At 69.1% G+C, this 20,554-nt stretch carries 20 protein-coding genes and 3 pseudogenes; 13 read left to right on the top strand and 10 right to left on the bottom strand.

The genetic code is table 11. The annotated features are described in order from the left end of the window. The 6 genes and pseudogenes from E8A49_RS11530 to E8A49_RS23185 all read right to left on the bottom strand — a co-directional run. Positions 1-966 carry a hypothetical protein gene (locus E8A49_RS11530; RefSeq protein WP_293380829.1) on the bottom strand — a complete coding sequence of 322 codons (966 nt, stop codon included), beginning with the start codon at positions 964-966 and terminating at the stop codon, positions 1-3. Between the two features lie 56 nt (positions 967-1,022). After that, positions 1,023-2,402 carry a TlpA disulfide reductase family protein gene (locus E8A49_RS11525; protein ID WP_293380826.1) on the bottom strand — a complete coding sequence of 460 codons (1,380 nt, stop codon included), beginning with the start codon at positions 2,400-2,402 and terminating at the stop codon, positions 1,023-1,025. 2 nt (positions 2,403-2,404) lie between these two features. Continuing rightward, the gene (locus E8A49_RS11520; RefSeq protein WP_293380823.1) at positions 2,405-3,805 is read right to left on the bottom strand and encodes a hypothetical protein; all 1,401 of its coding nucleotides are present in this window, start codon (positions 3,803-3,805) and stop codon (positions 2,405-2,407) included. A gap of 5 nt (positions 3,806-3,810) precedes the next feature. Beyond that, a complete protein-coding gene (locus tag E8A49_RS11515; RefSeq protein ID WP_293380820.1) occupies positions 3,811-4,332 on the bottom strand; it encodes a protein-disulfide reductase DsbD domain-containing protein in 522 nt (173 codons plus the stop codon). Between the two features lie 297 nt (positions 4,333-4,629). Then, positions 4,630-5,233 (bottom strand): annotated as a pseudogene (locus E8A49_RS11510) (amino acid permease). A gap of 145 nt (positions 5,234-5,378) precedes the next feature. Continuing rightward, positions 5,379-5,777 (bottom strand): annotated as a pseudogene (locus E8A49_RS23185) (amino acid permease); the annotation flags it as partial. Between the two features lie 272 nt (positions 5,778-6,049). Here E8A49_RS23185 and E8A49_RS11500 point away from each other — a divergent pair. The 3 genes from E8A49_RS11500 to E8A49_RS11490 are packed head-to-tail and all read left to right on the top strand — an operon-like array spanning position 6,050 to position 8,829. Continuing rightward, positions 6,050-6,859, top strand: a complete 810-nt coding sequence (locus tag E8A49_RS11500; protein WP_293380814.1) for an ABC transporter permease — start codon at positions 6,050-6,052, stop codon at positions 6,857-6,859. Positions 6,860-6,918: 59 nt separating this feature from the next. Continuing rightward, entirely contained in the window at positions 6,919-7,686 is a 768-nt protein-coding gene (locus E8A49_RS11495; protein ID WP_293380811.1) for an ABC transporter ATP-binding protein, read from the top strand. Positions 7,687-7,734: 48 nt separating this feature from the next. Continuing rightward, a complete protein-coding gene (locus tag E8A49_RS11490) occupies positions 7,735-8,829 on the top strand; it encodes an LLM class flavin-dependent oxidoreductase (protein ID WP_293380808.1) in 1,095 nt (364 codons plus the stop codon). Here the strand turns inward: E8A49_RS11490 and E8A49_RS11485 are convergent. Further along, entirely contained in the window at positions 8,826-9,776 is a 951-nt protein-coding gene (locus tag E8A49_RS11485; protein ID WP_293380805.1) for an aliphatic sulfonate ABC transporter substrate-binding protein, read from the bottom strand. The genes E8A49_RS11490 and E8A49_RS11485 overlap by 4 nt on opposite strands. Positions 9,777-9,904: 128 nt before the next feature. On the opposite strand from E8A49_RS11485, the gene ssuD reads away from it, so the two are divergent. Both ssuD and E8A49_RS11475 read left to right on the top strand, forming a co-directional pair. Beyond that, positions 9,905-11,062, top strand: coding sequence for an FMNH2-dependent alkanesulfonate monooxygenase (gene ssuD, locus E8A49_RS11480; protein WP_293380802.1), 1,158 nt, complete (start codon positions 9,905-9,907; stop codon positions 11,060-11,062). Positions 11,063-11,100: 38 nt separating this feature from the next. After that, entirely contained in the window at positions 11,101-11,778 is a 678-nt protein-coding gene (locus E8A49_RS11475) for an alpha/beta hydrolase (RefSeq protein WP_293380799.1), read from the top strand. Here the strand turns inward: E8A49_RS11475 and E8A49_RS11470 are convergent. Both E8A49_RS11470 and E8A49_RS11465 read right to left on the bottom strand, forming a co-directional pair. Then, entirely contained in the window at positions 11,768-12,730 is a 963-nt protein-coding gene (locus E8A49_RS11470) for an ABC transporter substrate-binding protein (RefSeq protein ID WP_293380796.1), read from the bottom strand. The two genes, E8A49_RS11475 and E8A49_RS11470, sit on opposite strands and share 11 nt — an antisense overlap. Continuing rightward, positions 12,723-14,006 carry an MFS transporter gene (locus tag E8A49_RS11465; RefSeq protein ID WP_293380793.1) on the bottom strand — a complete coding sequence of 428 codons (1,284 nt, stop codon included), beginning with the start codon at positions 14,004-14,006 and terminating at the stop codon, positions 12,723-12,725. The genes E8A49_RS11470 and E8A49_RS11465 overlap by 8 nt, the downstream gene beginning before the upstream one ends. Positions 14,007-14,177: 171 nt before the next feature. Here E8A49_RS11465 and E8A49_RS23180 point away from each other — a divergent pair, with 171 nt between their 5' ends. Both E8A49_RS23180 and E8A49_RS11460 read left to right on the top strand, forming a co-directional pair. Then, complete coding sequence (locus tag E8A49_RS23180) at positions 14,178-14,417, top strand: MbcA/ParS/Xre antitoxin family protein (protein WP_366928809.1); 240 nt, start codon at positions 14,178-14,180, stop codon at positions 14,415-14,417. A 349-nt stretch (positions 14,418-14,766) separates the two neighbouring features. After that, a pseudogene (locus E8A49_RS11460) lies at positions 14,767-14,928 on the top strand (JAB domain-containing protein); the annotation flags it as partial. Between the two features lie 36 nt (positions 14,929-14,964). On the opposite strand, the gene E8A49_RS11455 reads toward E8A49_RS11460, so the two are convergent. After that, complete coding sequence (locus tag E8A49_RS11455) at positions 14,965-15,261, bottom strand: hypothetical protein (RefSeq protein WP_293380790.1); 297 nt, start codon at positions 15,259-15,261, stop codon at positions 14,965-14,967. Between the two features lie 156 nt (positions 15,262-15,417). Here E8A49_RS11455 and E8A49_RS11450 point away from each other — a divergent pair, with 156 nt between their 5' ends. The 6 genes from E8A49_RS11450 (at position 15,418) to E8A49_RS11425 (ending at position 20,500) form a co-directional block, all read left to right on the top strand. Continuing rightward, positions 15,418-15,933: a hypothetical protein gene (locus E8A49_RS11450; protein ID WP_293380787.1), complete on the top strand. Its 516-nt coding sequence runs from the start codon at positions 15,418-15,420 to the stop codon at positions 15,931-15,933. Positions 15,934-16,051: 118 nt separating this feature from the next. Beyond that, the gene (locus E8A49_RS11445; RefSeq protein ID WP_293380784.1) at positions 16,052-17,923 is read left to right on the top strand and encodes a DUF885 family protein; all 1,872 of its coding nucleotides are present in this window, start codon (positions 16,052-16,054) and stop codon (positions 17,921-17,923) included. Continuing rightward, positions 17,920-18,384, top strand: a complete 465-nt coding sequence (locus tag E8A49_RS11440; RefSeq protein ID WP_293380781.1) for a GNAT family N-acetyltransferase — start codon at positions 17,920-17,922, stop codon at positions 18,382-18,384. Before E8A49_RS11445 ends, E8A49_RS11440 begins: the two co-directional genes overlap by 4 nt. A 155-nt stretch (positions 18,385-18,539) precedes the next feature. Beyond that, positions 18,540-19,025, top strand: a complete 486-nt coding sequence (locus E8A49_RS11435) for an NUDIX hydrolase (RefSeq protein ID WP_293380778.1) — start codon at positions 18,540-18,542, stop codon at positions 19,023-19,025. A 91-nt stretch (positions 19,026-19,116) separates the two neighbouring features. Next, entirely contained in the window at positions 19,117-19,548 is a 432-nt protein-coding gene (locus tag E8A49_RS11430) for a response regulator (RefSeq protein WP_293380776.1), read from the top strand. Between the two features lie 181 nt (positions 19,549-19,729). Further along, entirely contained in the window at positions 19,730-20,500 is a 771-nt protein-coding gene (locus E8A49_RS11425; protein ID WP_293380773.1) for an alpha/beta fold hydrolase, read from the top strand. The last annotated feature ends 54 nt before the right edge of the window (positions 20,501-20,554 follow it).

Genomic DNA, 20,554 nt, shown 5'->3' with positions numbered 1-20,554 from the left:
TCAGTGCGTCTTGGCTAACCGGGCGCTGGCCGTGGTTTCCGCCTCCTGCCGCCGGGCGCCGGCCAGGATGTTCCCCAAGGCGTAGTTCCCCTCGTGGCAGGCGTACTCGTAGAGCGGCCCCTTGGTGGCGAGGAACATCATCTCGCCGCGCCAGACCTGGGTGTAGGTGATCGGGTCGTCGACCTCGAACTCGTAGTGCAGCGCCGTGGGGCTCAGCCGGGTGAACCGCTCGGTGACCTTGCCCTGCGCTGAAATCAGCGGCGCGGTGGGCGCCCGGAAGAATTCGCCGGGATTGAAGTTGGTGGTTTCCGCCACCAGGGTCCGGCCTTCCCAGTGGCCGATGGTGTCGCCCATCCAGGGGCGCACGGTCGGCGGAAGATGCGTTGTCACGCCGAGGCGGATGATCCTGACGTCGTGATTGTTCTCCAACGCGATGACGACAGCGTCCCGAGTCTGCACGATCTGGGTGAGATTGGCGTAGGGGTTGGCGAGGAGCGGCGGCCCTGAGGCGCCTCGCCCCGGCAGCAGGCAGCGCTCCGCGATGGATCGGTCTTCGGGACCCGCGACACCCCCGGCCCGGGCCCGGCCTTCGGCCAGGGCGGCGCGACCGGCGGCGCTGTAGGGCAGCTGCCCGTCGGCCGGGTCGATCAGCCACGAGGTCCGCGCCTGCCCCGCGATGCGGGTCAGCTTGAGCTCGGTGTCCCACCCCACGCTTTCCGATTGGCGTCCGCCGACGTCGTCGACCTCGGTCGCGAAGATCTCGCCCGGGCGGCGGCGCTCGTAGGCCGCAGCCTCGGTGTCGGACAGGGTCAGGTTCTTGAAGCCGATGGGCCGTTCGAGCTCGGTCAGCGACGAATTGGTCCAGACGGCCGAAAGATCGGACTTGGCTGGGCCGCGCGCGATGGCGTGCGAGGCGATGCAGGCTATCGCGACAGCGATCGCGGTCGCCGCGCAAGCACGTCGCATCGTATGGGGAAGCAGGCGAAGGCGGGGTCGGAGGCCCGCCTTCGCCTGCGTTGCGGCTACTGAGACGGGCCCGCCCCCACGGACGCCGAAGCCACCGCAGCGGAGGCTGGCTGCGCCAACAGCTGCTCGATGCGGGCGGTGAATTCCTGCCGCAGCTGGGCGTGGAATTCGCCGGTCGAGGGCGAGGCGAAGCCGGAATGGACGGCGGCCACCTTGCCGTCGCGGCCGATGAAGACGGTGGCGGGCCAGGTGTCGAGGTGCTGCAGTTGCGGCACCTTCTCCCACATCTGCGCCGGCGTGCCCGGATAGAGGTAGGTGTACTTCACGCCGTACTTGTCGATGAACGCCTTGGCGCGCGTGAGTCCCGCCTGCTGCTCGGCTTCCTCGAAGTCGAGGGCGACGATGGCCAGGCCCTTGTCCCGGTACTTCTTGTCCAGCTCAACGAGGTACTGGGCCTCGTCGTGGCAGTTCGGGCACCAGGTGCCGGTGACGATGGCCAGGACCACCTTGCCCTTGAACCGCGGATCGTCGCTGGAGATCAGCTTGCCGCTGGCGTCGGGGAAGTTGAACGTGAACCGCTCGTTCGGATCGCGCGCCGTGGTGTGCTTCACGAAATCTTCCGGCGCGGGCAGCTTCTCGGCTTCCGCCACCTTAGTGCGATAGGCGGTCAAGGTCGGCGCGTAGCGGCCGTCGGCGGGCGCCGCAGCTGCCGGGGAATAGTCGTCAGTCTTGGTGCTCACCTTGGTCGCCACCGGGGCCCGGTCGCTCTGCTGGCGCACCTCCAGCGTGCCGTCGGCGTTCGGCTTGACGACGATGACGCCGGGGCGGCCGCCGTCGAAGTGACTGAGCACCCACTGGCCGTCCCGATAAGTTCCGCTGTAGGCGCCGGTGTCTCCGTCGATGCGCAGGATGGCGGCGGCCACTTCGTCGCCGCGCTGGTCGACCACGAAGCGGAAGGCCTTTTCGCCTTTCGACGACGGGACCGCCAGCGGGATCACCCAGGAGCCGGCGATCTGCGGGGCGTGGGCGGCGCTGGGCGCCGTATCCACGTGCCGGACTGCGCGGAAGCTGTAGTCGGCGGTGGTCTCACGATTGTTGGCAGCGGCCGAACCGGTGAGTTTTCCATCCGCCAGGGTGGCGTTGATGGTCGTCAGATAGTGCTCGACGGTGAGCGTCAGCTTGCCGTCCTCAAAGCTGGCGCTGGTGGTGCCGTCGTAAGGTTGGAAGCCGTTATAGAACACACCCTGGAGCGTCGGTCCGTCGCCCTTGATGTCGAGCCGGAACGGGATGTCCACGCCGTTGCGGGTCAGCACCGCGTCCCAGCGGCCGTCGACCACGGCCCCGGAGGACCCGGCGGCAAACGCCTGGGCGGCAAAGGCCTGACTGGCGCCGGCCAGCGCAGTTGCGAACAGTGCGGCTTTCAGAAGCGTCTTCATCTCTAGCCCTCCTTAGGCTGAGCGTTGATGGGCCGCAGGCTGGCGGTCCGCAGATGACTGGCGCGGGCGTGGTCGCGCCATTCGGCCGGAAGGCCGGGCTTAGTGTCCAAGAGGATCGAGAGGATCGCCTGGCGGTCAGCCGGCTTCAGGTTTGCGAAGTCCGGGCTCTGGTCCTGGCTGGTCAACACCTGCAGCAGGCGATGATAGACGTAGCCCTTGGCGGGTTCCGGCAAGGCGTCGAAGGCGTCCGAGTAGATCAGGTAGCTGCATGGATAGCGGAAGATCCGGTCGTGCAGATCGAAGTCCCGCAGGGAGCGCCGCCTGGCGTCACGGGGTCCGCGCGCAGCGAACTCGCGAGCGTAGTCGGACGTCGCGATCGCCTTGCGCGCATCGAGGCCGCCGAGCGGCGTCTCGTCCACGAACAGCATGTAGCGCAGCAGTTGCTCAGCGGGCTTTTCGATCTGCGCCCGCGTCGCCTCCGGCAGGGCGTCGAGGCTCGGCGTCACCGCGCCGCCCCCCGCGCCCTTGTTCAGCGCATAGAGCGCCAGGCGGGTCTGGTAGTTGGTGAGCGTGATCAGGTTGTGCATCTGCGTCTGGTGCGCCAGCACCAGGAGCGCGACCTGGTCGCTGCCCGGGTTGAGGTAGGCCGAGGTGTCCACGGCCGGCAGCGGCGCCAGGCTGGGGTGCGCAGGATCACCACCGCCGACCTGGGCGATCGTCGCGTTGCCCATCGAGCCGGCCGCGAGCGCGCCGGTGACGTACCAGCCGCCCCACCTCTGGTCCTGCGGGCTCTTCTGGTCGGTGATGTAGGAAGCCGCGCGCGAGGCGGCGACGCCGGCGCTGTTGGGGAACACCGAGCGGAGCAGGACGCCCGGGACGCCCCGCGTCCCGGCGGCGATATGGCACTGGGTGCAGTCGAGTTCGGCTCGCTGGAAGGCCGGCTGGTCGGCCTTCGGCTCGTTCAGCAGATAGAAGATCGCACCCTGCTTGGGGTCGAACGAGATGAGCTCGATCGCCTTGCCGTCGTGGACCGCGCCGACATAAACGTCGTCGTTGTAATAGAGCGCCCGCGGCTGCTGCGGAGAGATCTTCGAGGACTGGAAGCTGGTCTTCGAGAACACCAAGGTCTGGGAGCTCTGCGGCACCTTCAGGAGCGCCAGCACCGACTTCAGATACCCGTGGCCGGGTTCGTAGGTCAGCTTGACCTTGCCGTCGGCGATCTGCCTCTGCAGGACCGCCACCGGATCGCTGAGCGCGGCGCTGCGGTAGTAGATCGGCGCATCGCTGAACGGCACATAGCCCTGGTTCTGCACGGCGATCTGCGCCCTGGCCGGCGCGCCGAAGTAGCCCGCGACCGCGACGATCAGGCCGAGCACCAGCGCGGGGACAGCCAGCCGCCACATGCGCCCTACCCTTGCGCTCGGATGGTGACGGGGACCGACAGGCGCACGGTCTTGGGCGGCTGGCAGATGTCGCCGTTGCAGGTCTGGAACTGCACGCTCACGGGAATCTGCTGGCGGCCCGCCGCGGCGTGTGGCGCGATGCGCACCGGCGCGGTCACTGTGAAGGCGGAAGCATAGAACTCCGTGTCCGTGTCGAAGGCGCGGCTGTGTTCCTTGATCGGCGGACTGCCCCTGGGCGCGGCATCCGCCTTCGCCACGGCGCTGGCTTCGATATTGACCCGAAGGGGTGTGGGGCCGGTCGGGGTCTGGTCCAGGCCGTAGACGTGCCAGCCTGGCCGGACGACGGCCTGCAGGGTCACGGCCGTGAGCGCGCCCGGCTTCACGCCCTCGCCGCCGGCCGGCGCGGCCGTCCAGGTGACCGTATCGCCTCCGGCGCCTGGGCCCGCGCCGGGTTGCGCCACGGCGGCGCCCGCGACGGAGGCCAGGATCAGACCCGACAGCGCCAGGATGTGGACCGACGATCGCAACGCGTGCTCCTTAAGCCACGCGCCTGCCTTGCCGCGGCGCGCATTCAGCGCCGCATAACCTACTCAAAAGCTATGATTTGAAATCGAGACGTTCTTGCGCCCCGATAAGAAATTCTGAGGCCATGACGGGAAGACTTGGTCAGGCCGCTCGGGTGTCCGGCGCAAAACGGCGACGCAGGCCGTAGATCAGCATCAGGGCCGCCAGGCTCACCACGCCCAACGCCAGCGGCGCCCGTTGGTCCGGGATGAAGGCCATGGCGGCCAGGATCGCCACCATGCCGGCAATCGCCAGATAGGTCAGATAAGGGAAGGCCACATGCGCAGCGTCAGCCGCGCCGGGTCCTCGCGCTCCAAGCGCCGGCGCAGCCGCAGCTCGGAGAGCGCGATCAGCAGGTAGACGAAGATCGCCACCGTTCCGTAGGACTTGACCAGGAAGGCGAACACCTGGTCCGGCGAGACGTAGGAGGCGACCACCGCGGCGAACCCCGCGACCGTGCCCGCCAGGATGGCGCGGCACGCCCTGGGCGCCGACCTTGGCGAGCCCCTGCGGCGCGTCGCCATTGCGGGTGAGCGCGAACAGGATGCGCGAGGAGGCATAGAGGCCGGAGTTCAGGGCCGACAGCACGGCGGTGAGGATCACCGCGTTCCTCAGGTGCGCGGCGGCCGGCAGTCCGATGGCGGTCCAGGCGCTGACGTAGGGGGTGGCGATGGCCTTGGAGTCCCAAGGCACGATGGCCACCACCAGCAGGATGGAGCCGATGTAGAACACCAGCACCCGGGCGATCACCGAATTGGTCGCGCGCGCCACGGCGATGGCTGGCTCGCGCGCCTCGGCCGCCGCCACCGTGACGATCTCGGCGCCGAAGTAGAAGCCGGTGGCCGCCACCGCGCCGGTGAGAATGGGCAGGACGCCATACGGGGCGAAGCCGCCGTGGGCGGTAAGGTTCGATAAGGTTCGAAAGGTGCTGCACGCCGCCCGGCCAGAGGCCGGTGACGAACAGGGTCCCGACCACCAGGAAGAGCGTGATGGCCGCCACCTTCACCGAGGACAGCCAGAACTCGAACTCACCATAGGCCCGCACGGACACCAGGTTGCTGGCGGTCATGGCCAGCATCAGCATCAGCGCCAGGATCCACTGCGGCGCCTGGGGCAGCCAGAAGCGGATCAGGTCCGCGCCGGCGATGGCCTCGAGCGCCACGACGATCACCCAGAAGTACCAGTACATCCATCCGGTCAGGAACCCGGCGAAGTCGCCCAAGGCGCTTCGAGCATATTCATAGAACGAGCCCACGGTCGGCTGGGCCACCGCCATCTCGCCCAGCATCCGCATCACCAGGGCGCCCGTGATCAGGAACGAGACCGCTGCCGCCGGCCCGGCAGACTGGATCACCACCTTGCTGCCGACGAACAGCCCCGCGCCGATCACCCCGCCGAGCGCGATCATGGTCATGTGCCGACGCTGCAAGGTGTGCCGAAGCCCGTCGATGGGTTCTGGAGCGCTACTCGGCGGCATCTCTTTCCCTCTTGGCTGTCACACCTGGCCCGCTGGCCAGGCACGTCGAACGGCTTCGGCCGAGACTACAAGGCCAGGGGTTCGGACCGGCCCCATCAGGATTGCTAAAGGGCGGGATAGGTAAATCCTATTGCCGCAATAGGACTTCGAAGCGTTTCTAGGCTGACGAGGCGCAAACCTGCGCGTCAGTCCGGGAGTTTTCCGTGTCCGTCCTGGCCGCCGAACCGCGATCCATCCGCCTATCAGCGCCGAAGTGGCGCCTGCGGACCGGCCGATGGCTGTCTCCGGCGCTGCTGCTGGTCCTGTGGGAACTGGGCTCGCGGACGGGCGTGATCCCGACGCGCGTCCTGGCGGCGCCGAGCGTCGTGGCCCAAACCCTGTGGTCGATGATCGTCAGCGGCGAGCTGGCATCGAACCTGGCCGTTTCGCTGGCCCGCGCCGCCGCGGGACTAGCGATCGGCCTGGTCGTCGGCGTCGCCCTGGCGCTGGTCGCCGGCCTGTCGCGCCGCGGCGAGACCGGGGTCGACCCGTTGATGCAGCTGGGGCGCACGCTCCCCAGCCTCGCGCTCACCCCGCTGTTCATCGTCTGGTTCGGGATCGGCGAGACACCAAAGATCACCCTGATCGCCGTGGCGACGGTCTTCCCGATCTACCTCAACCTCTTCGCCGGCATCCGCGGCGTCGACGCCAAGCTGATCGAGGCGGCCCGCAGCTTCGGCCTCTCGGGCTGGCAGCTGATCGTCCACGCGATCCTGCCGGGCGCCCTGCCCTCGTTCCTGGTCGGCCTGCGCTATGCGCTGGGCGTGGCGGTGCTGGTGCTGGTGGTGGCCGAGCAGATCAACGCCTCGGCGGGCCTGGGCTATCTGATCAACAACGCCCGCGACTTCATGCGCACCGACGTGATCGTCGTCTGCCTGCTGGTCTACGCCACCCTGGGCCTGAGCGCCGACCTGATCGTCCGCGCTCTTGAGGCCCGCGCGCTCGCCTGGCGCACCTCCTTCCTGAAATCCTGAACCCGAAAGCGCCTGCCATGGCCAAGCCGCAACCCCGAACCATCGCTGGCGAGACGCCCATGGCGCCGCCTGTGGCTGTCAGCATCCGCGATTTCACGCGCCGGTTCGGCGACACCACGGTCTTGCGGAACCTGAACCTGGAGATCGGCCAGGGTGAATTCGTCGCCCTGCTGGGCCGCTCCGGCTCGGGGAAGACCACGCTCCTACGCACGCTCGCGGGCCTTGACCCGGCGGACCGCGAGCAGGTCGTCTCGCCATCAGCGCGCGCCATCGTCTTCCAGGACGCGCGCCTGCTGCCGTGGAAGAAGGTCTGGCGCAATGTCGCCATCGGCCTCCCCGGACGCGATACCCGAGCGCGGGCCGAGGCCGCTCTGACCGAGGTCGAGCTCAGCCATCACCTCGACGTCTGGCCGGCCACCCTGTCCGGCGGCGAGGCCCAGCGCGTGGCTTTGGCGCGTGCGCTGGTCCGCGAGCCCGCCCTGCTGTTGCTCGACGAGCCCTTCGCCGCCGTCGATGCCCTCACCCGATTGCGGATGCACGAACTGGTCCTGGCGCTGTGGCGGCGCCATGCGCCGGCGGTGCTGCTGGTCACCCACGACGTCGACGAGGCGATCACCCTCGCCGACCGCGTCCTGGTGCTCGATCAGGGCCGGATCGCGGCGGAGGAGCGGATCGCGCTACCGCGCCCACGCGAGGCCGATCCGCAGTTCCAGGCCATTCGCTCGAGGCTGCTGGCGCACCTGGGCGTGACCGCGCCCGGCGCGAAGGAGACGCCGCCGGCCGAAGGCGCCCTGGTGGCCTTTCCCACCGGCGAGATCGTGACCTGACCAAGCGTTAGCCACGTCGGCGACATCCGCACTACCGAGGAGGCCCACATGCCCGTCGAGTTCATCGGTTTCATCGGCGCCAACGGCGCCTCCGAGACCCACGCCAACAAGGGCCCCGCGCTCAACGTGGCCTATGTGGAGGCCATCGCCAGGGCCCACGACGCCGGCGGCTTCGATCGCGCGCTCGTCGCCTTCGGCTCGACCTCGCCGGAGAGCCAACTGGTGGTCGCCCACGCCGCCAGCGTGACAAAACGCCTGGGGTTCATGATCGCCCACCGGCCCGGCTTCACGGCTCCGACGGTGGCCGCGCGGCAACTGGCGACGCTGGATCAGTTCACCGGCGGGCGGATCGCGGTCCACATCATCACAGGCGGCTCCGACGACGAGATGAAGAAGGACGGCGACCACCTCACCAAGGCCGAGCGCTACGCCCGCACCGACGAGTATCTGGAGATCGTTCGGCAGGAGTGGACCAGCGAGAGACCCTTCGATCACGCCGGCAAATACTACAACGTCGTGCAGGCCTTCGGCGCGGTGAAGCCGTTTCAGAAGCCGCACCTGCCGATCTATTTCGGCGGATCGTCGGACGAGGCGATCCCAGTGGCCGGCAAACACGCGGACATCTACGCCCTGTGGGGGGAGACCCAGGCCCAGGTGCGCGAGACCATCGCCCGCGTCCGGGCCGCGGCGGCCAGGCACGGCCGCACCGTGCGATTCTCACTCTCCCTGCGTCCCGTGCTGGCCGAGACGGAGGATGCGGCCTGGGCGCGGGCCGACGACATCGTCGCCCAGACCATCGCGCTGCGCGAGAAGTCTGGCCTCAACACCAAGGACCACGCCCCGCCCAACGCCGGGTCGCAACGCCTGCTGCAGGCCGCGGCCCAGGGGACGCGTCTCGACAAGCGGCTGTGGACCGGCGTGGCCGCCGTCACCGGGGCGCAGGGCAACTCCACGGGCTTGGTGGGCACGCCGGACCAGGTGGCCGAGGCGCTGCTGGACTACTACGATCTCGGCGTGACGACCTTCCTGATCCGCGGCTTCGATCCGCTGGACGACGCGGTCGCCTATGGCCGGCACCTGATCCCGCGCGTGCGGGAGCTGGTCGCCGCGCGCGACGCCCGGCCCGCCCAGGCCGTCGGCTAGCCCGCCCAGCCTTTCCAGACCGCCGCGGCCACATCGACTCGCTTCGGAATGGCGCCCATCTCCAGGAAGGCGTCGGCCGAGGCCTGCTGGGTGGCGATCACCGCGTCGTCGATCGGATCGACCGCGTAGACGCCGCGCCGCAGCGACGCGGTGACAATGTCCTGCGGCAGGCCGCTGGCCGCGGAGACAACCCCGGCGACATCGGCGACATGCGCCATGCCCCAGGCGGCCTGAGCCTTCAGCGCCGTGAGCGCGGCCGACAGCACGGCGGGCGAGCCCTCCGCGAACCGACGGGTGGCCACATAGAACGTGCTCGTCTTGGCCACCGCCTCGCCGGTCAGGAGCGCCCTCGCCTTCTGATCCCGCACAGCCAGCGCGTAATACGGATCCCAGGTCGTCCAGGCGTCGATGGCTCCGGACCCGAAAGCGCCGGCCGCATCGCCCGGCGACAGATAGACCGGCTGGATGTCGCTCAGGGACAGGCCCGCCTGCTTCAGCGCGCGGTAGGTGAACAGGTGCGCCGAGGAGCCCTTGGTGAAGGCGACCTTCTTGCCCTTCAGGTCGGAGACCGAAAGCGCGGCCGAACCCGGCGGGACCAGCAGGGCTTCGCTGGCGCCGGTGACCGGCTGGGCCGCCACATAGACGATCGGCGAGCCGGCGGCCTGGGCGAAGATCGGCGGCGAGTCACCGACCGCGCCCAGATCGATGGCGCCCGCGGCCATCGCCTCCATCATCGGCGGACCGGAGGGGAACTCGACCCAGGTCACCGCCGACGCTAGGTCCTTCAGCGGCCGATCCAACCCGTGGCGCGACTTGGCGAGCAGGAGCACGCCGCTGCGCTGGAAGCCGATGCGCAGTGGCGGCTTGCCGGCCGGCTTGGCGCAGCTCGCGAGGCCTGCGGCAAGCATCAGGATCAGTTCGCGTCGGGCAAGGCCGATTGGGGGCATGGAAGAAGCTCCTGTTGGCTCGACCCCCGCTGCAAGCACCTGCAGGTTTTGTGGGTTGGGCGATCATTTCCTATCAAATAGGTAGGTATTGAAAAGGCGCGGACCGCGCCAGTCCAAAAGGTCTCCAGATGTCCCCTCGCAGTCCGCTTGATGTCCTGTGGTTCATCCCGTCCGCCGGGGACAACCGCTACCTCAGCCATCCGGAGACCAATCGTGCCCCGACGCCGGCGCTGCTGCGCGAGGTCGCCATGGCCGCCGATCGGCTGGGCTACTACGGCGTGCTGATCCCGACCGGGTCGCATTGCGTCGACGCCACGATCACCGCGGCCTCCATCGCGCCGTTCACCGAGCGCCTGAAACTGCTGGTCGCCGCCCGGCCCGGCCTGATCGCGCCGGCGGAATCCGTGCGCCAGGCTGCCGCGCTCGACCGGCTCTCCGGCGGCCGCGCCCTGCTCAACATCGTCACCGGCGGCAGCCCGCCGGCGCTGGCGGGCGACGGCCTCTTCCTGGACCACACCGAGCGCTACGAGCAGACCGAGGAATTCCTGTCGATCTGGCGGCGGCTGGCCTTGGGCGAACAGGTGACCCACGAGGGCAAGCACCTGTCGATCAAGAACGGCCGGCTGCTCTATCCCTTCGTCGCCAAGCCGCACCCGCCTATCTATTTCGGCGGCTCGTCCGACATCGCCCGCGACATCGCCGCCGAGCATGTGGACGTCTACCTGGCCTGGGGCGAGCCGCCCGCCCAGCTGAAGGCGGTGTTCGACGACGTCCGCGCCCGCGCTGCCAAGCGTGGCCGCAAGATCCGGTTCGGCGTCCGCCTGCACATCATCGTCCGCGAGACGGAAGCCCAGGCCTGGGACGCCGCCCACGAGATCATCAAGTACGTCTCCGACGAGGCCATCGCGGAGTTCCAGGCCTCGATGGCCAAGAACTCCGACTCCGTCGGCCAGGCGCGGATGAGCGCGCTGCACGGCGGCAGCCGCGCGAACCTGCAGATCAGCCCGAATCTCTGGGCCGGCATTGGCCTGGTGCGCACCGGCGCCGGCACGGCGCTGGTGGGCGACCCCGAGACCATCGCCCAGCGCCTGCAGGAGTATGCGGATATCGGCGTCGATACGGTCGTCGCGTCGGGCTACCCGCATCTGGAAGAGGCCTACCGCGTCGCGGAACTCCTGTTCCCGAAGCTCAACCTGCGCCATCCGACAGCCGAGACGGGCCTGGAGTTCGACTCGGTCTCCCCCTCGTTCATCCCGCCGCCGTTGCGCGCCACGGCCGCCTCCTGAGGGCGCCGCCCGGCCACACCCAAACCGACCTCCCCGCCATGACCCATGTGGAAGCGTCCGAAATCGACCCCTCGGGAGGCCCGTGGCCTGCCGGCGCGGGTGCGTCCCGCGCTGTGCCGATCCTCATCGTGCCGGGCCTCTACAACTCCGAGCCCGATCACTGGCAGAGCCATTGGGAGCGTGAGCTTCCCGACGCCTTGCGGGTCGAGCAATTAGACTGGGAGCAACCCACCCTCGGCGACTGGGTGGCCGGGCTGGTCGAGGCGGTGCGACTGCATCCCGGCGCCGTGCTTGTCGGCCATAGCCTGGGCTGCGCCCTGATCGCCCATCTGGCGCAGTTGCGCGGCGGTCGCGGCATCGGCGGCGCCATGCTGGTCGCGCCGGCCGACGTCGAGCGTTCTCGCCCCGCCGGCCAGCTGCTGCAGGGATTTGCGCCGATGCCTCGCGATCGCCTGCCCTTTCCGAGCCTCGTGGTCGCCAGCCGCGACGATCCTTACGTCGAGATCGAGCGCGCCCAGGCGTTCGCCAGCAGCTGGGGCTCGGACTTCGTGGACCTCGGCCGCGCCGGACATATCAATGTCGCGGCCGGTTTTGGCGACTGGCGGCGCGGCCGTCGCCTGCTGGCCAGTCTGGTCGCGCGGGTCACCGCCGCGGAAGATCGCGCCGGCTTACGCAGACGCGTCTCTCGAGGCCTCAACGGCAGGTTCAGCCTTTGACGGCCGCGGCGAAACTCGTGTCGAACGCCTGGACGATATCGGGACGCCCTGCGATGGCGCCCGCCCGCTGGAACCGCTCAAGGACGCCGCGCTCCTCGGCCAGAACGGCCTTATCGAGCAGGACCGGCTCGCCGCGGCCGGCCGCCACGGTCTGGGCGGCGATGCCCAGGTCCAGGCCGGTCTCCTTCGCCAGGACCGCGGAATAGGCCGCCGCGTTCGCGCCCTGCCAGCGCTGCGCCTGCGACAGCCTATGAAGGAAGTCGGCGATCTGCGTCCGCTTGTCCGCGATCGAGGCGACATTGGCCACCTCGAAGTTATAGCCGCTCAGAAGCCCTCGGCCGTCGGCGAGGATGCGGGCGTGCTCGGTCTTCTGCGCCAGGAAGACGTAGGAGCCCCAGGTCGACCAGGCGTCGATCGCGCCGGTGGAGAAGGCCGCCTTGGCGTCGCCGGGATTGAGGAAGGCGATATTCACGTCCCGGGGGGACAACCCGGCCCGGTCGAGCAGCGCCAGCACGAGGTAGTGGCCGATCGAGCCGCGGCCCGTCGCCAGACGCTTCCCCTTCAGGTCGGCGACCGTGCGGATCGGCGAGGTCTCGGCCACCAGGACGACGGTCCCCGCGCCACCGGCCGCCGCGCGTGAAGCGTGAACCGCGCGCAGCTGGCCGCCACCGGCGAAGGCGAACAGGAACGGCGCGTCGCCGACGGCCCCGAGATCCACCGCGCCCGCGCCGATCGCCTCCAGCAACGGCTGGGCGGCCGGGAACTCGCTCCATTCGACGCGATAGGGCGCGCCCTGCAGCACGCCGGACGCCAGCATCAGCGCCTTGGTCCCGCCCTTCTGGCTGCCGACTTTCAGGGCAGGCAGCGCCGGTTTCCCGGCGGGCTTGCCGCAGCCCGCAAGGGCGGAGAGGCCGGCGCTCAGGGCGCCTGCAGAAAAGTCGCGCCTAAGCATGGGCCTCGATGCTCGGCTGAACGGAGGCCTGGACGCGCGGCGCGGACTCCCGGATCCCGAACATGCCCACGAGCGCGACGGCCGTTGCGGCCATGTAGAAATAGGCCGGCGCCAGGACGTCGCCGGTGGCGTGGATCAGCCAGGTGACGAACAGCTGCGTCGCGCCGCCGAAGATGACGATCGGCCCGGCGTAGACGATCGAGAAGATCGCCGCCCGGCTGGTCTTGCGCAGGGACTCTGCAATGGCCGCCATCATCGCCCCGCCGCTGGTGGAGGCGCAGATGGTCATCAGCGCCGTCATCCATGTCAGGGTGGCGGCGTCGCGGTTCCAGGCCAACAGCCAGAACCCCGGCAGGATGATCGCCAGCAGCACGACCCTGGGCGCGATCATCACGATGCGGCGCCCGAACCGCTCGGAGAGCAGCGCGCCGGTGATGTTGCTGACGATGCCGGCCAGGCCGTAGGTCACCGTCGCGGTGAAGGCGACGTTGCTCTTCATGTGCAGGATCGCCGAGGTGTAGGTCGTCAGATAGCTCTGGGTGTAGGTCGCCACCGTGCCCCCGCAGAGGATGGCGATGCTGCAGAGGATCACGCGGCGCTGCCCGCCGGTCAGACGCTGATGCGCCACCGGGTCGCCGTGGACGGTGTCCGGCGCGTGCAGCGTTTCCGGAAGGGTGCGCCGGACCCAGAGGCCGTAGGGCAGCACCAGCGCCCCGACCAGAAGGGCCACGCGCCATCCGAAGGTCTGCACCTGATCGGCGGTCAGGAGGCTGGTCAGCGCAAAGCCGATCAGACCGGCGACGAGCGCGGCGGCGTTCTGGCTGATCGATTGAAAGGCGGTGTAGAGACCGCGCCGGTTCGGCGGCGCCGCCTCCAGCAGGAAGGCCGTGGTTGGCCCGACTTCCCCGCCTAGCGCAAACCCCTGCACCAGCCGCGCGGCCACGACCAGGATCGGCGCCAGCGGTCCGATCGACGCGTAGCTCGGACAAAGCGCCAGCCCAAGCAACGCCAAGCCCATCAGCAGGAAGGTCAGCATCATCGCCGGACGCCGACCGACGCGGTCGGCATAGGCGCCGATGACGATCGCGCCGATCGGCCGGGTGACGAAGCCCGCCCCGAACGTCGCCAGCGACAGCATCAGGCTGGCCAGGGGCGACGTGGACGGAAAGAACGCCTTGCCGATCTGCACCGCATAGAAGGCGTAGGTCGTGAAGTCGTAGAACTCCAGCGCATTGCCGACCGTCGCGGCGGCGACGTGGCGCCTTCGTATCGTCATCCGGTCTCTCAAGCTGTGGAGTACGTCTGTTACTCCCATCCTAGTCGTCAGGGAGCCGCCCGAGAAAATCTGATCCGGCCAACACTTCTCGCAGATGATGCTTAGAGGACTGCCGCTTCCAGGCATGGGCGCCTGGCCGCGAGGTCGATTTCGCGCTAGATTTGCGCCCTGATGAGCACAGACAAGCAAGGCGATTGCTGCGAGTCGGCAGGGCTTCTGCCAGGGTCTTCGTCTCGGGCCAGAACCGACGCTAAAAACGTCTTTGGTTCCCCAGCCAAAGCGAGCGCGTGGATGGTCCGACCGAACCGGATGCTCGGCGGACAACGCCCAATTGAGGTGGCTGAGACCGTCGAAGGCGCCGATGCGGTAGAGCGAGTGCTGGAACGAATTGGCCACGGCTTAGCGGCCTAGCTTCTGACCTTCTTTCCGACCGCCGTATTTCTAACTGCCGATAAGGTTGCCGCCCGCTACCGAGGCGAGGTTTCGACCGGCACATTGCGGAACTGGCGGTCTCAGAAGATCGGCCCCTCCTATCTCAAGATCGGAAAAGGGGTCCTCTATCCTGTCGGCGAACTGGAGGCTTGGGACCGTTCGAATCTCGTGAAGTGCCGGGCATCACGGTGATGATGCGGGGCTAGCCAGGTGGGGGCGGTATCGATGGAATCGACCCTGGGAAACCGCCCCCAATCCGCGACCCCACCGATTTCCAATCTTCTCTGTTTTCCTTTAATTACATATAATTATTGGATTTAGTGGGCCGCTGCACAACCACCCGTCCGGCGATCCCACGCCGTCCGCCGCCGACATCGACATGACCCGCCAGGTCGTCGACGCCGGCCGGGCGCTGCGTATCGCCGTCCACGACCACCTGATCGCCGGCCGCGATGGGGTGGCGAGCCTGAAGGCGCTGAGGCTGTTCTGAGGGGCCCCGGCGGTGATCCGCCAGGGCGCGAGAGCATCAGATGACCCGATTGATGTGCTGGCCGGCCGAAGCGCTGGAGCCCTGGCCCTGATTCTGGCTCTGGCCTTGGCTCTGGCCTTGGCTCTGACCTTGCGCCGACTGGCCCTGGCCCTGCGGATCGGGCGCCTTGGCCAGGGCGCCGCTCAGCACCACGGCCGGGCCACGCGAGGAGGTGGCGGCGTTGGCGGGCTTGTGGTCCGACTGGGCCTTGGGCGGCTTCGGCGGCGCGACCGGCGGGGCGGCGGCCTGGACCGGCGGCGACGGGGGCGCGGAGTTGACCTGGAGGTCGGACATCGGGGCGTCTTCCTTTCTGGAGGCGCGGCCAGAGAACTCTGGAACGCGGCCAGATAGGGCCGGCGGCTTTAACGGCCTGTTCAGAAACAGGATGAAGCGCGGTTCACCGTGAAGCTGCGCCTTCGCGCCGGGCGCGCTTGCCGCTAGGCTCGCGCGATGTTCGAGGGTTGGGACAACTTCTACCTGATGATCGGCGGGGCGGCCGGCGGGCTGATCGGCCTCCTGTTCGTCGTGGCGACGCTGACCGGCAGCGTCGACCGGGAGAAGGCGGAGCGCGGCTCGGCCCTCTATCTGACGCCGACGGTCTTCCACTTCGCCGTGGTGCTGGCCAACGCGGCGATCACCGAGGCGCCGCGCCTGGATGTGCGCATCGTCGCGGCCCTGCTCGGCGTGGCCGGCGTCTGGGGGTTTGCACAGTCCTTCATCATCGCCCATCGCCTGCATCACGACCGAGGGCCGGAGCCCGCCCACTGGAGCGATTTCTGGTGCTACGGCTGCGCGCCAGGGCTGATCTATCTCGGCCAGCTGGCCGCCGTGGCGGCCATCGCGCTGGGCAAGCCCTGGGCGCCGGATGCGCTCGCGGCGGCCCTGCTGGTCCTCTTGCTGCTGTCGATCCGCAACGCCTGGGACCTGGTCACCACCATCGCCCCGATGGCCGCCCGCCGGGACTAGCCGTCCGCTGGTCGCAAGCCGCAGACGGCCAGTCTTGCCGCACGGCCCCGCCGCGCCCTAGGGTCCCGCGCAAGCCGGACACCGGCGCACTGAACACTGACCAAGCTGGGACGCCTTGATGAGCCTTGACCGCCGCCGCCTGATGACCGCCTGCGCCGCCGCCGGCCTTTCCGCCGCCGCCTCGGGCGCCGGGCCGGCGAGGGCCGCGCCGGCCGCCGCGCCGGGCGACGCCGCCTTGGACCGCTACTTCGACGCGCTCTGCGAGGAGCTGCTGACCGCCTCGCCGGAGGGCGCCACGAGCCTGGGTCTCGACACCGGCAAGCGCGCGGCGCTGAAGTCGAAGCTTTCCGACTCTTCCATGGCCCACATCGCCGCCGACCGCGCCCTCTGCCGCGCGGGCCTCGCCAAGCTGGCGGCCCTCCCCGACGCCGGCCTCTCGCCCGCCGCGCGGCTCAACAAGGCCGTGGTGCAGTACGCCTTCGAACTCGGCCGCGACGCCGCGCCCTTCGACTATGGCGAGAACACCATGAACTCGGCGATGAGCGAGAGCGCCGGCCCCTACGTCGTCAGCCAGCAGGGCGGCGCCTATTCCGCCGTGCCGGAATTCCTCGACAGCCAGCACCAGGTGAAGACCAAGGCCGACGCCGAGGCCTACCTTGCCCGTGTCCACGAGATGGCCCGCCAGCTCACGCAGGAGACCGAGCGGGTGAAGAAGGATGCGGGCCTGGGCGTCATCCCGCCCGACTTCATCCTGTCGAACGCCATCGGCCAGCAGGAAGGCCTGCTCGCCATCCCGGCCGCCCAGGCCCGCCTGGCCACCGCGCTCGGCCGCAAGGTCAAGGATGCCGGCCTGCCCGCCGCCGACTATGAGGCCCGGGCGACCGCCATCGTCGAGAAGGAGGTCTACTCGGCGCTGGCCGCCCAGCTCGCGGCGCTCAAGGCCCTGCAGCCCAGGGCCGGCCACGACGCCGGCGTCTGGCGCCTGCCGAACGGCGAGGCCTACTACCGCTGGCTCCTGAAGGTGGGCACCTCCACCAACCTGACGCCGGACGAGGTCCACAATATGGGCCTGGAGCAGAACAAGGCGATCGAGGCGCGCATGGACGGCCTCCTGAAAGCCCAGGGCCTGACCCAGGGTACGGTGGGCGAGCGGATGACCGCGCTCGGCAAGGATCCGAAAAACGTCTTCCCCAACACCGACGCCGGCCGCGACCAGCTACTCGCCTATCTGAACGGTCTGATCGCTGGCGTGCGGCCCAGGCTCGACCGCGCCTTCACCTTGAAGCTGAAGGCCCCTGTCGTGGTCAAGCGCGTGCCGGTGGACATCCAGGACGGCGCTGGCCAGGGCTATATGAACACCGGCTCCCTCGACGGCTCACGGCCCTCGACCTACTACATCAACCTGAAATCGACGGCGAACTGGCCCAAGTTCAGCCTGCCCAGCCTGACCTATCACGAGACCATTCCGGGCCACACCTGGCAGGGGGCCTACCTGACCGAGACCGGCAAGCTGCCGCTGATCCGCATCCTGGTGTCCGGCTTCAACGCCTATGTCGAAGGCTACGCCCTCTACGCCGAGCAGCTGGCCGACGAGATCGGCATGTACGACGACGATTGGGCCGGGCGCCTCGGCTACCTGCAGGCCCAGAAGTTCCGCGCCGTGCGCCTGGTGGTCGACACCGGCCTGCACGCCAAGCGCTGGACCCGCGAACAGGCCGTGCAGTGGGCCGTGGACAACGCCGGCCGCACCCGCGAGGCCATGACCAGCGAGATTGACCGCTATAGCGGCACGCCCGGCCAGGCCTGCGGCTACAAGGTGGGCCACACCGAGATCAACCGCCTGCGCGACCGGGCCAAGGCCGGCCTCGGCGCCAAGTACGACCTGCGCGGCTACGACGACCTGGTGGTCAAGACCGGCGCCGTGCCGCTCACCGTGCTCGCCGATGTGGTCGACGGCTACATCAAGGCCGGCGGGGTCTCGAACCTTTGAGCGTCGGGGCGCCGACCATCCGGGCGGTCGAAGCCTCCGACCAGGCCGCCTGGCGGCCACTGTTCGACGGCTACAACGCCTTCTACGGCCGCGAAGGCCCGACCGCCCTGGCGGAAGAGGTCGTGCGGACCACCTGGGGCCGCTTCTTCGACCCCGCCGAGCCGGTTTTCGCCCTGGTGGCCGAGCGCGACGGCCAGCTCGTGGGCCTCGTCCACTATCTCTTCCACCGATCGACCACCGCCGTCGCGCTCACCTGCTACCTCCAGGACCTGTTCACCAGCCCCGCGGCGCGCGGCGGCGGGGTCGGCAAGGCGCTGATCGAGGCGGTCTACGATCGCGCCCGCGCCGCGGGCTCGCCCCGGGTCTACTGGCATACCCACGAGACCAACCTCACGGCCATGCGCCTCTACGGCCAGGTGGCTGAAAAGTCTGGCTTTCTGGTCTACCGCAAGGACCTCTGAGGCGCCCGGCGGCGCGACGCAACCGCGCGGCGCGGCGAATGAACTTGCAAAGCTCCGGCCGCGGATCACCTTACGGGTTCTGTCCATATCCTGCCGGCCGCAGCCCACAGGAGACCTGCCGACAACACGCCGTGGGGGGCCCGCACCGAAAACGAATGAGCAAGCCGGACAAATCCCCGAGCCGCGCGCCTGACCGCGGGCCGGCCCCAGAGGTCTCCCAGGAGCCCGGCGCCCAGTTCGCGGCCCTGCCCTGGCGGCGCAACGCCGAGGGCCAGGTCGAGGTCCTGCTGATCACCAGCCGCGAGACCCACCGTTGGGTGATCCCCAAGGGCTGGCCGATCAAGGGCATGGATTCGTCCCACTCCGCCGCCCAGGAGGCCTTCGAGGAGGCCGGCGTCCGCGGCAAGGTCACCAAGCACCCGGTGGGCGGGTACGCCTACGACAAGCGCCTCAAGGATGGCCGGCTGCAGCGGGTGCGCGTGGCGGTGTTCGGCCTGCACGTGGACCGCGAGGCCGACGCCTATCCGGAGCTCGGCCAGCGCGAGAAGCTGTGGCTGCCGCCCATGGAAGCCGCCAAGAAAGTCGCCGAGGCCGAACTCATGGTCCTGCTCGCCAGCTTCAACCCCGAATCGAACCGCTAAGATTCACGGTTAATCGCGATTAACCGAAAATGTCAGTCTTACCGAAACCTTCGCCCTCCAGGATTTATCCACAGATCGGGGGCGTGCCGCAGTGTCGCAGACCTATCCGAAGTTCGATCGGCCGCTCGTCATCCTGCATGTGGACGACGATCCCATGAACCTGCGCGTGGTTGAGGAGATCCTGGGGGCCTTCGGCCACACCGCCGTCAAGACCACCTCCGGCGCCGAGGCCCTGAAGATCCTCGAGCGTCAGAGCTTCGACGTGGTGCTGATGGATATCCACATGCCGGCCATGGGCGGGATCGAGACTGTCGAGCGGCTGCGCGCCGGCGACGGGCCGGGCCGGGACACGCCGGTCATCGCGCTCACCGCCGACGTCTTCAGCCGCCGCCCGGAAGAGTACCGCGCCCTCGGCTTCACCGACTTCGTCTCCAAGCCGATCCTGGTGTCCGGCCTGTTGGACGCCATCAAGCGCGTCACCGAGCCCCCCAAGGCCAAGGCCTCCTCCGCCAACGCGGCCTGACACCTCCAAACTTGAACCGTCATCCCCGGCCTTGTGCCGGGGACCCATACGCACGATCGCCGCAGGCAAGCCTCCGGCTGCGGCGTTTATGGGTGGCCGGGACGAGCCCGGCCATGACGATTTGAAACGGGCGGGATAGGCTACCTCGCCGGCCGCCAAGAGCCGGATCGGGAGACCGCCCATGCCCCTGCTCGGCCGCGATGGCGTCAACATCCACTACGAGGTCGCGGGGGATGGCCCAGCGCTGATCCTCACGCACGGCTATTCCGCGACCGGCGAGATGTGGGCCGGCCAGGTCCCGGTGCTGGCGCCGCACTTCAAGGTCGTCACCTGGGATATGCGCGGTCACGGCCGCTCCGACTATCCGGACGATCCGGCCGCCTATTCGGAAGAGGCCACCGTCGCCGACATGGCCGCCCTGCTGGACGAGATCGGGGCCAAGGAGGCCGTTGTCGGCGGCCTCTCCCTCGGCGGCTACATGAGCCTGGCCTTCCACCGCGCGCACCCAGACCGCACGCGCGCCCTGCTGATCATCGACACCGGCCCGGGCTACAAAAGGGACGAGGCCCGCGACGGCTGGAACGCCAACGCCCTGAAACGCGCCGAGCGCTATGACGCCGAGGGCCTGGGCGACCTCTCCCGCGCCAGCGCCGAGGTGCGCCTGGCCCGCCACCGCGACGCTGCCGGCCTCGCCCACGCCGCCCGTGGCATGCTCACCCAGCGCGACGCCCGGGTGATCGAGAGCCTGCCGGAGATCAAGGTCCCGTCCATCGTCATCGTCGGCGCCGACGACACGCCTTTCCTGGCCGCTTCGGACTACATGGCCGCCAAGATCCCCGGCGCGAAGAAGGCGGTCATCCCAAACGCCGGCCACAGCGCCAACATCGACCAGCCCGCCGCCTTCAACACCGTCCTGTTGGGCTTCCTGAAGGACGCGGGCCTGATGGCCTGAACAACCTCCGCTCAGCCGGCCCATAAGAACGCCGCTGTTGCCGCCCGTCCCCAA

It is taken from the genome of Phenylobacterium sp., assembly GCF_004799515.1.
Taxonomy (GTDB): Bacteria; Pseudomonadota; Alphaproteobacteria; order Caulobacterales; family Caulobacteraceae; genus Phenylobacterium.
The sequence above is the reverse complement of the archived record's forward strand: the minus strand, read 5'-3'. Positions and strand labels throughout refer to the sequence as shown.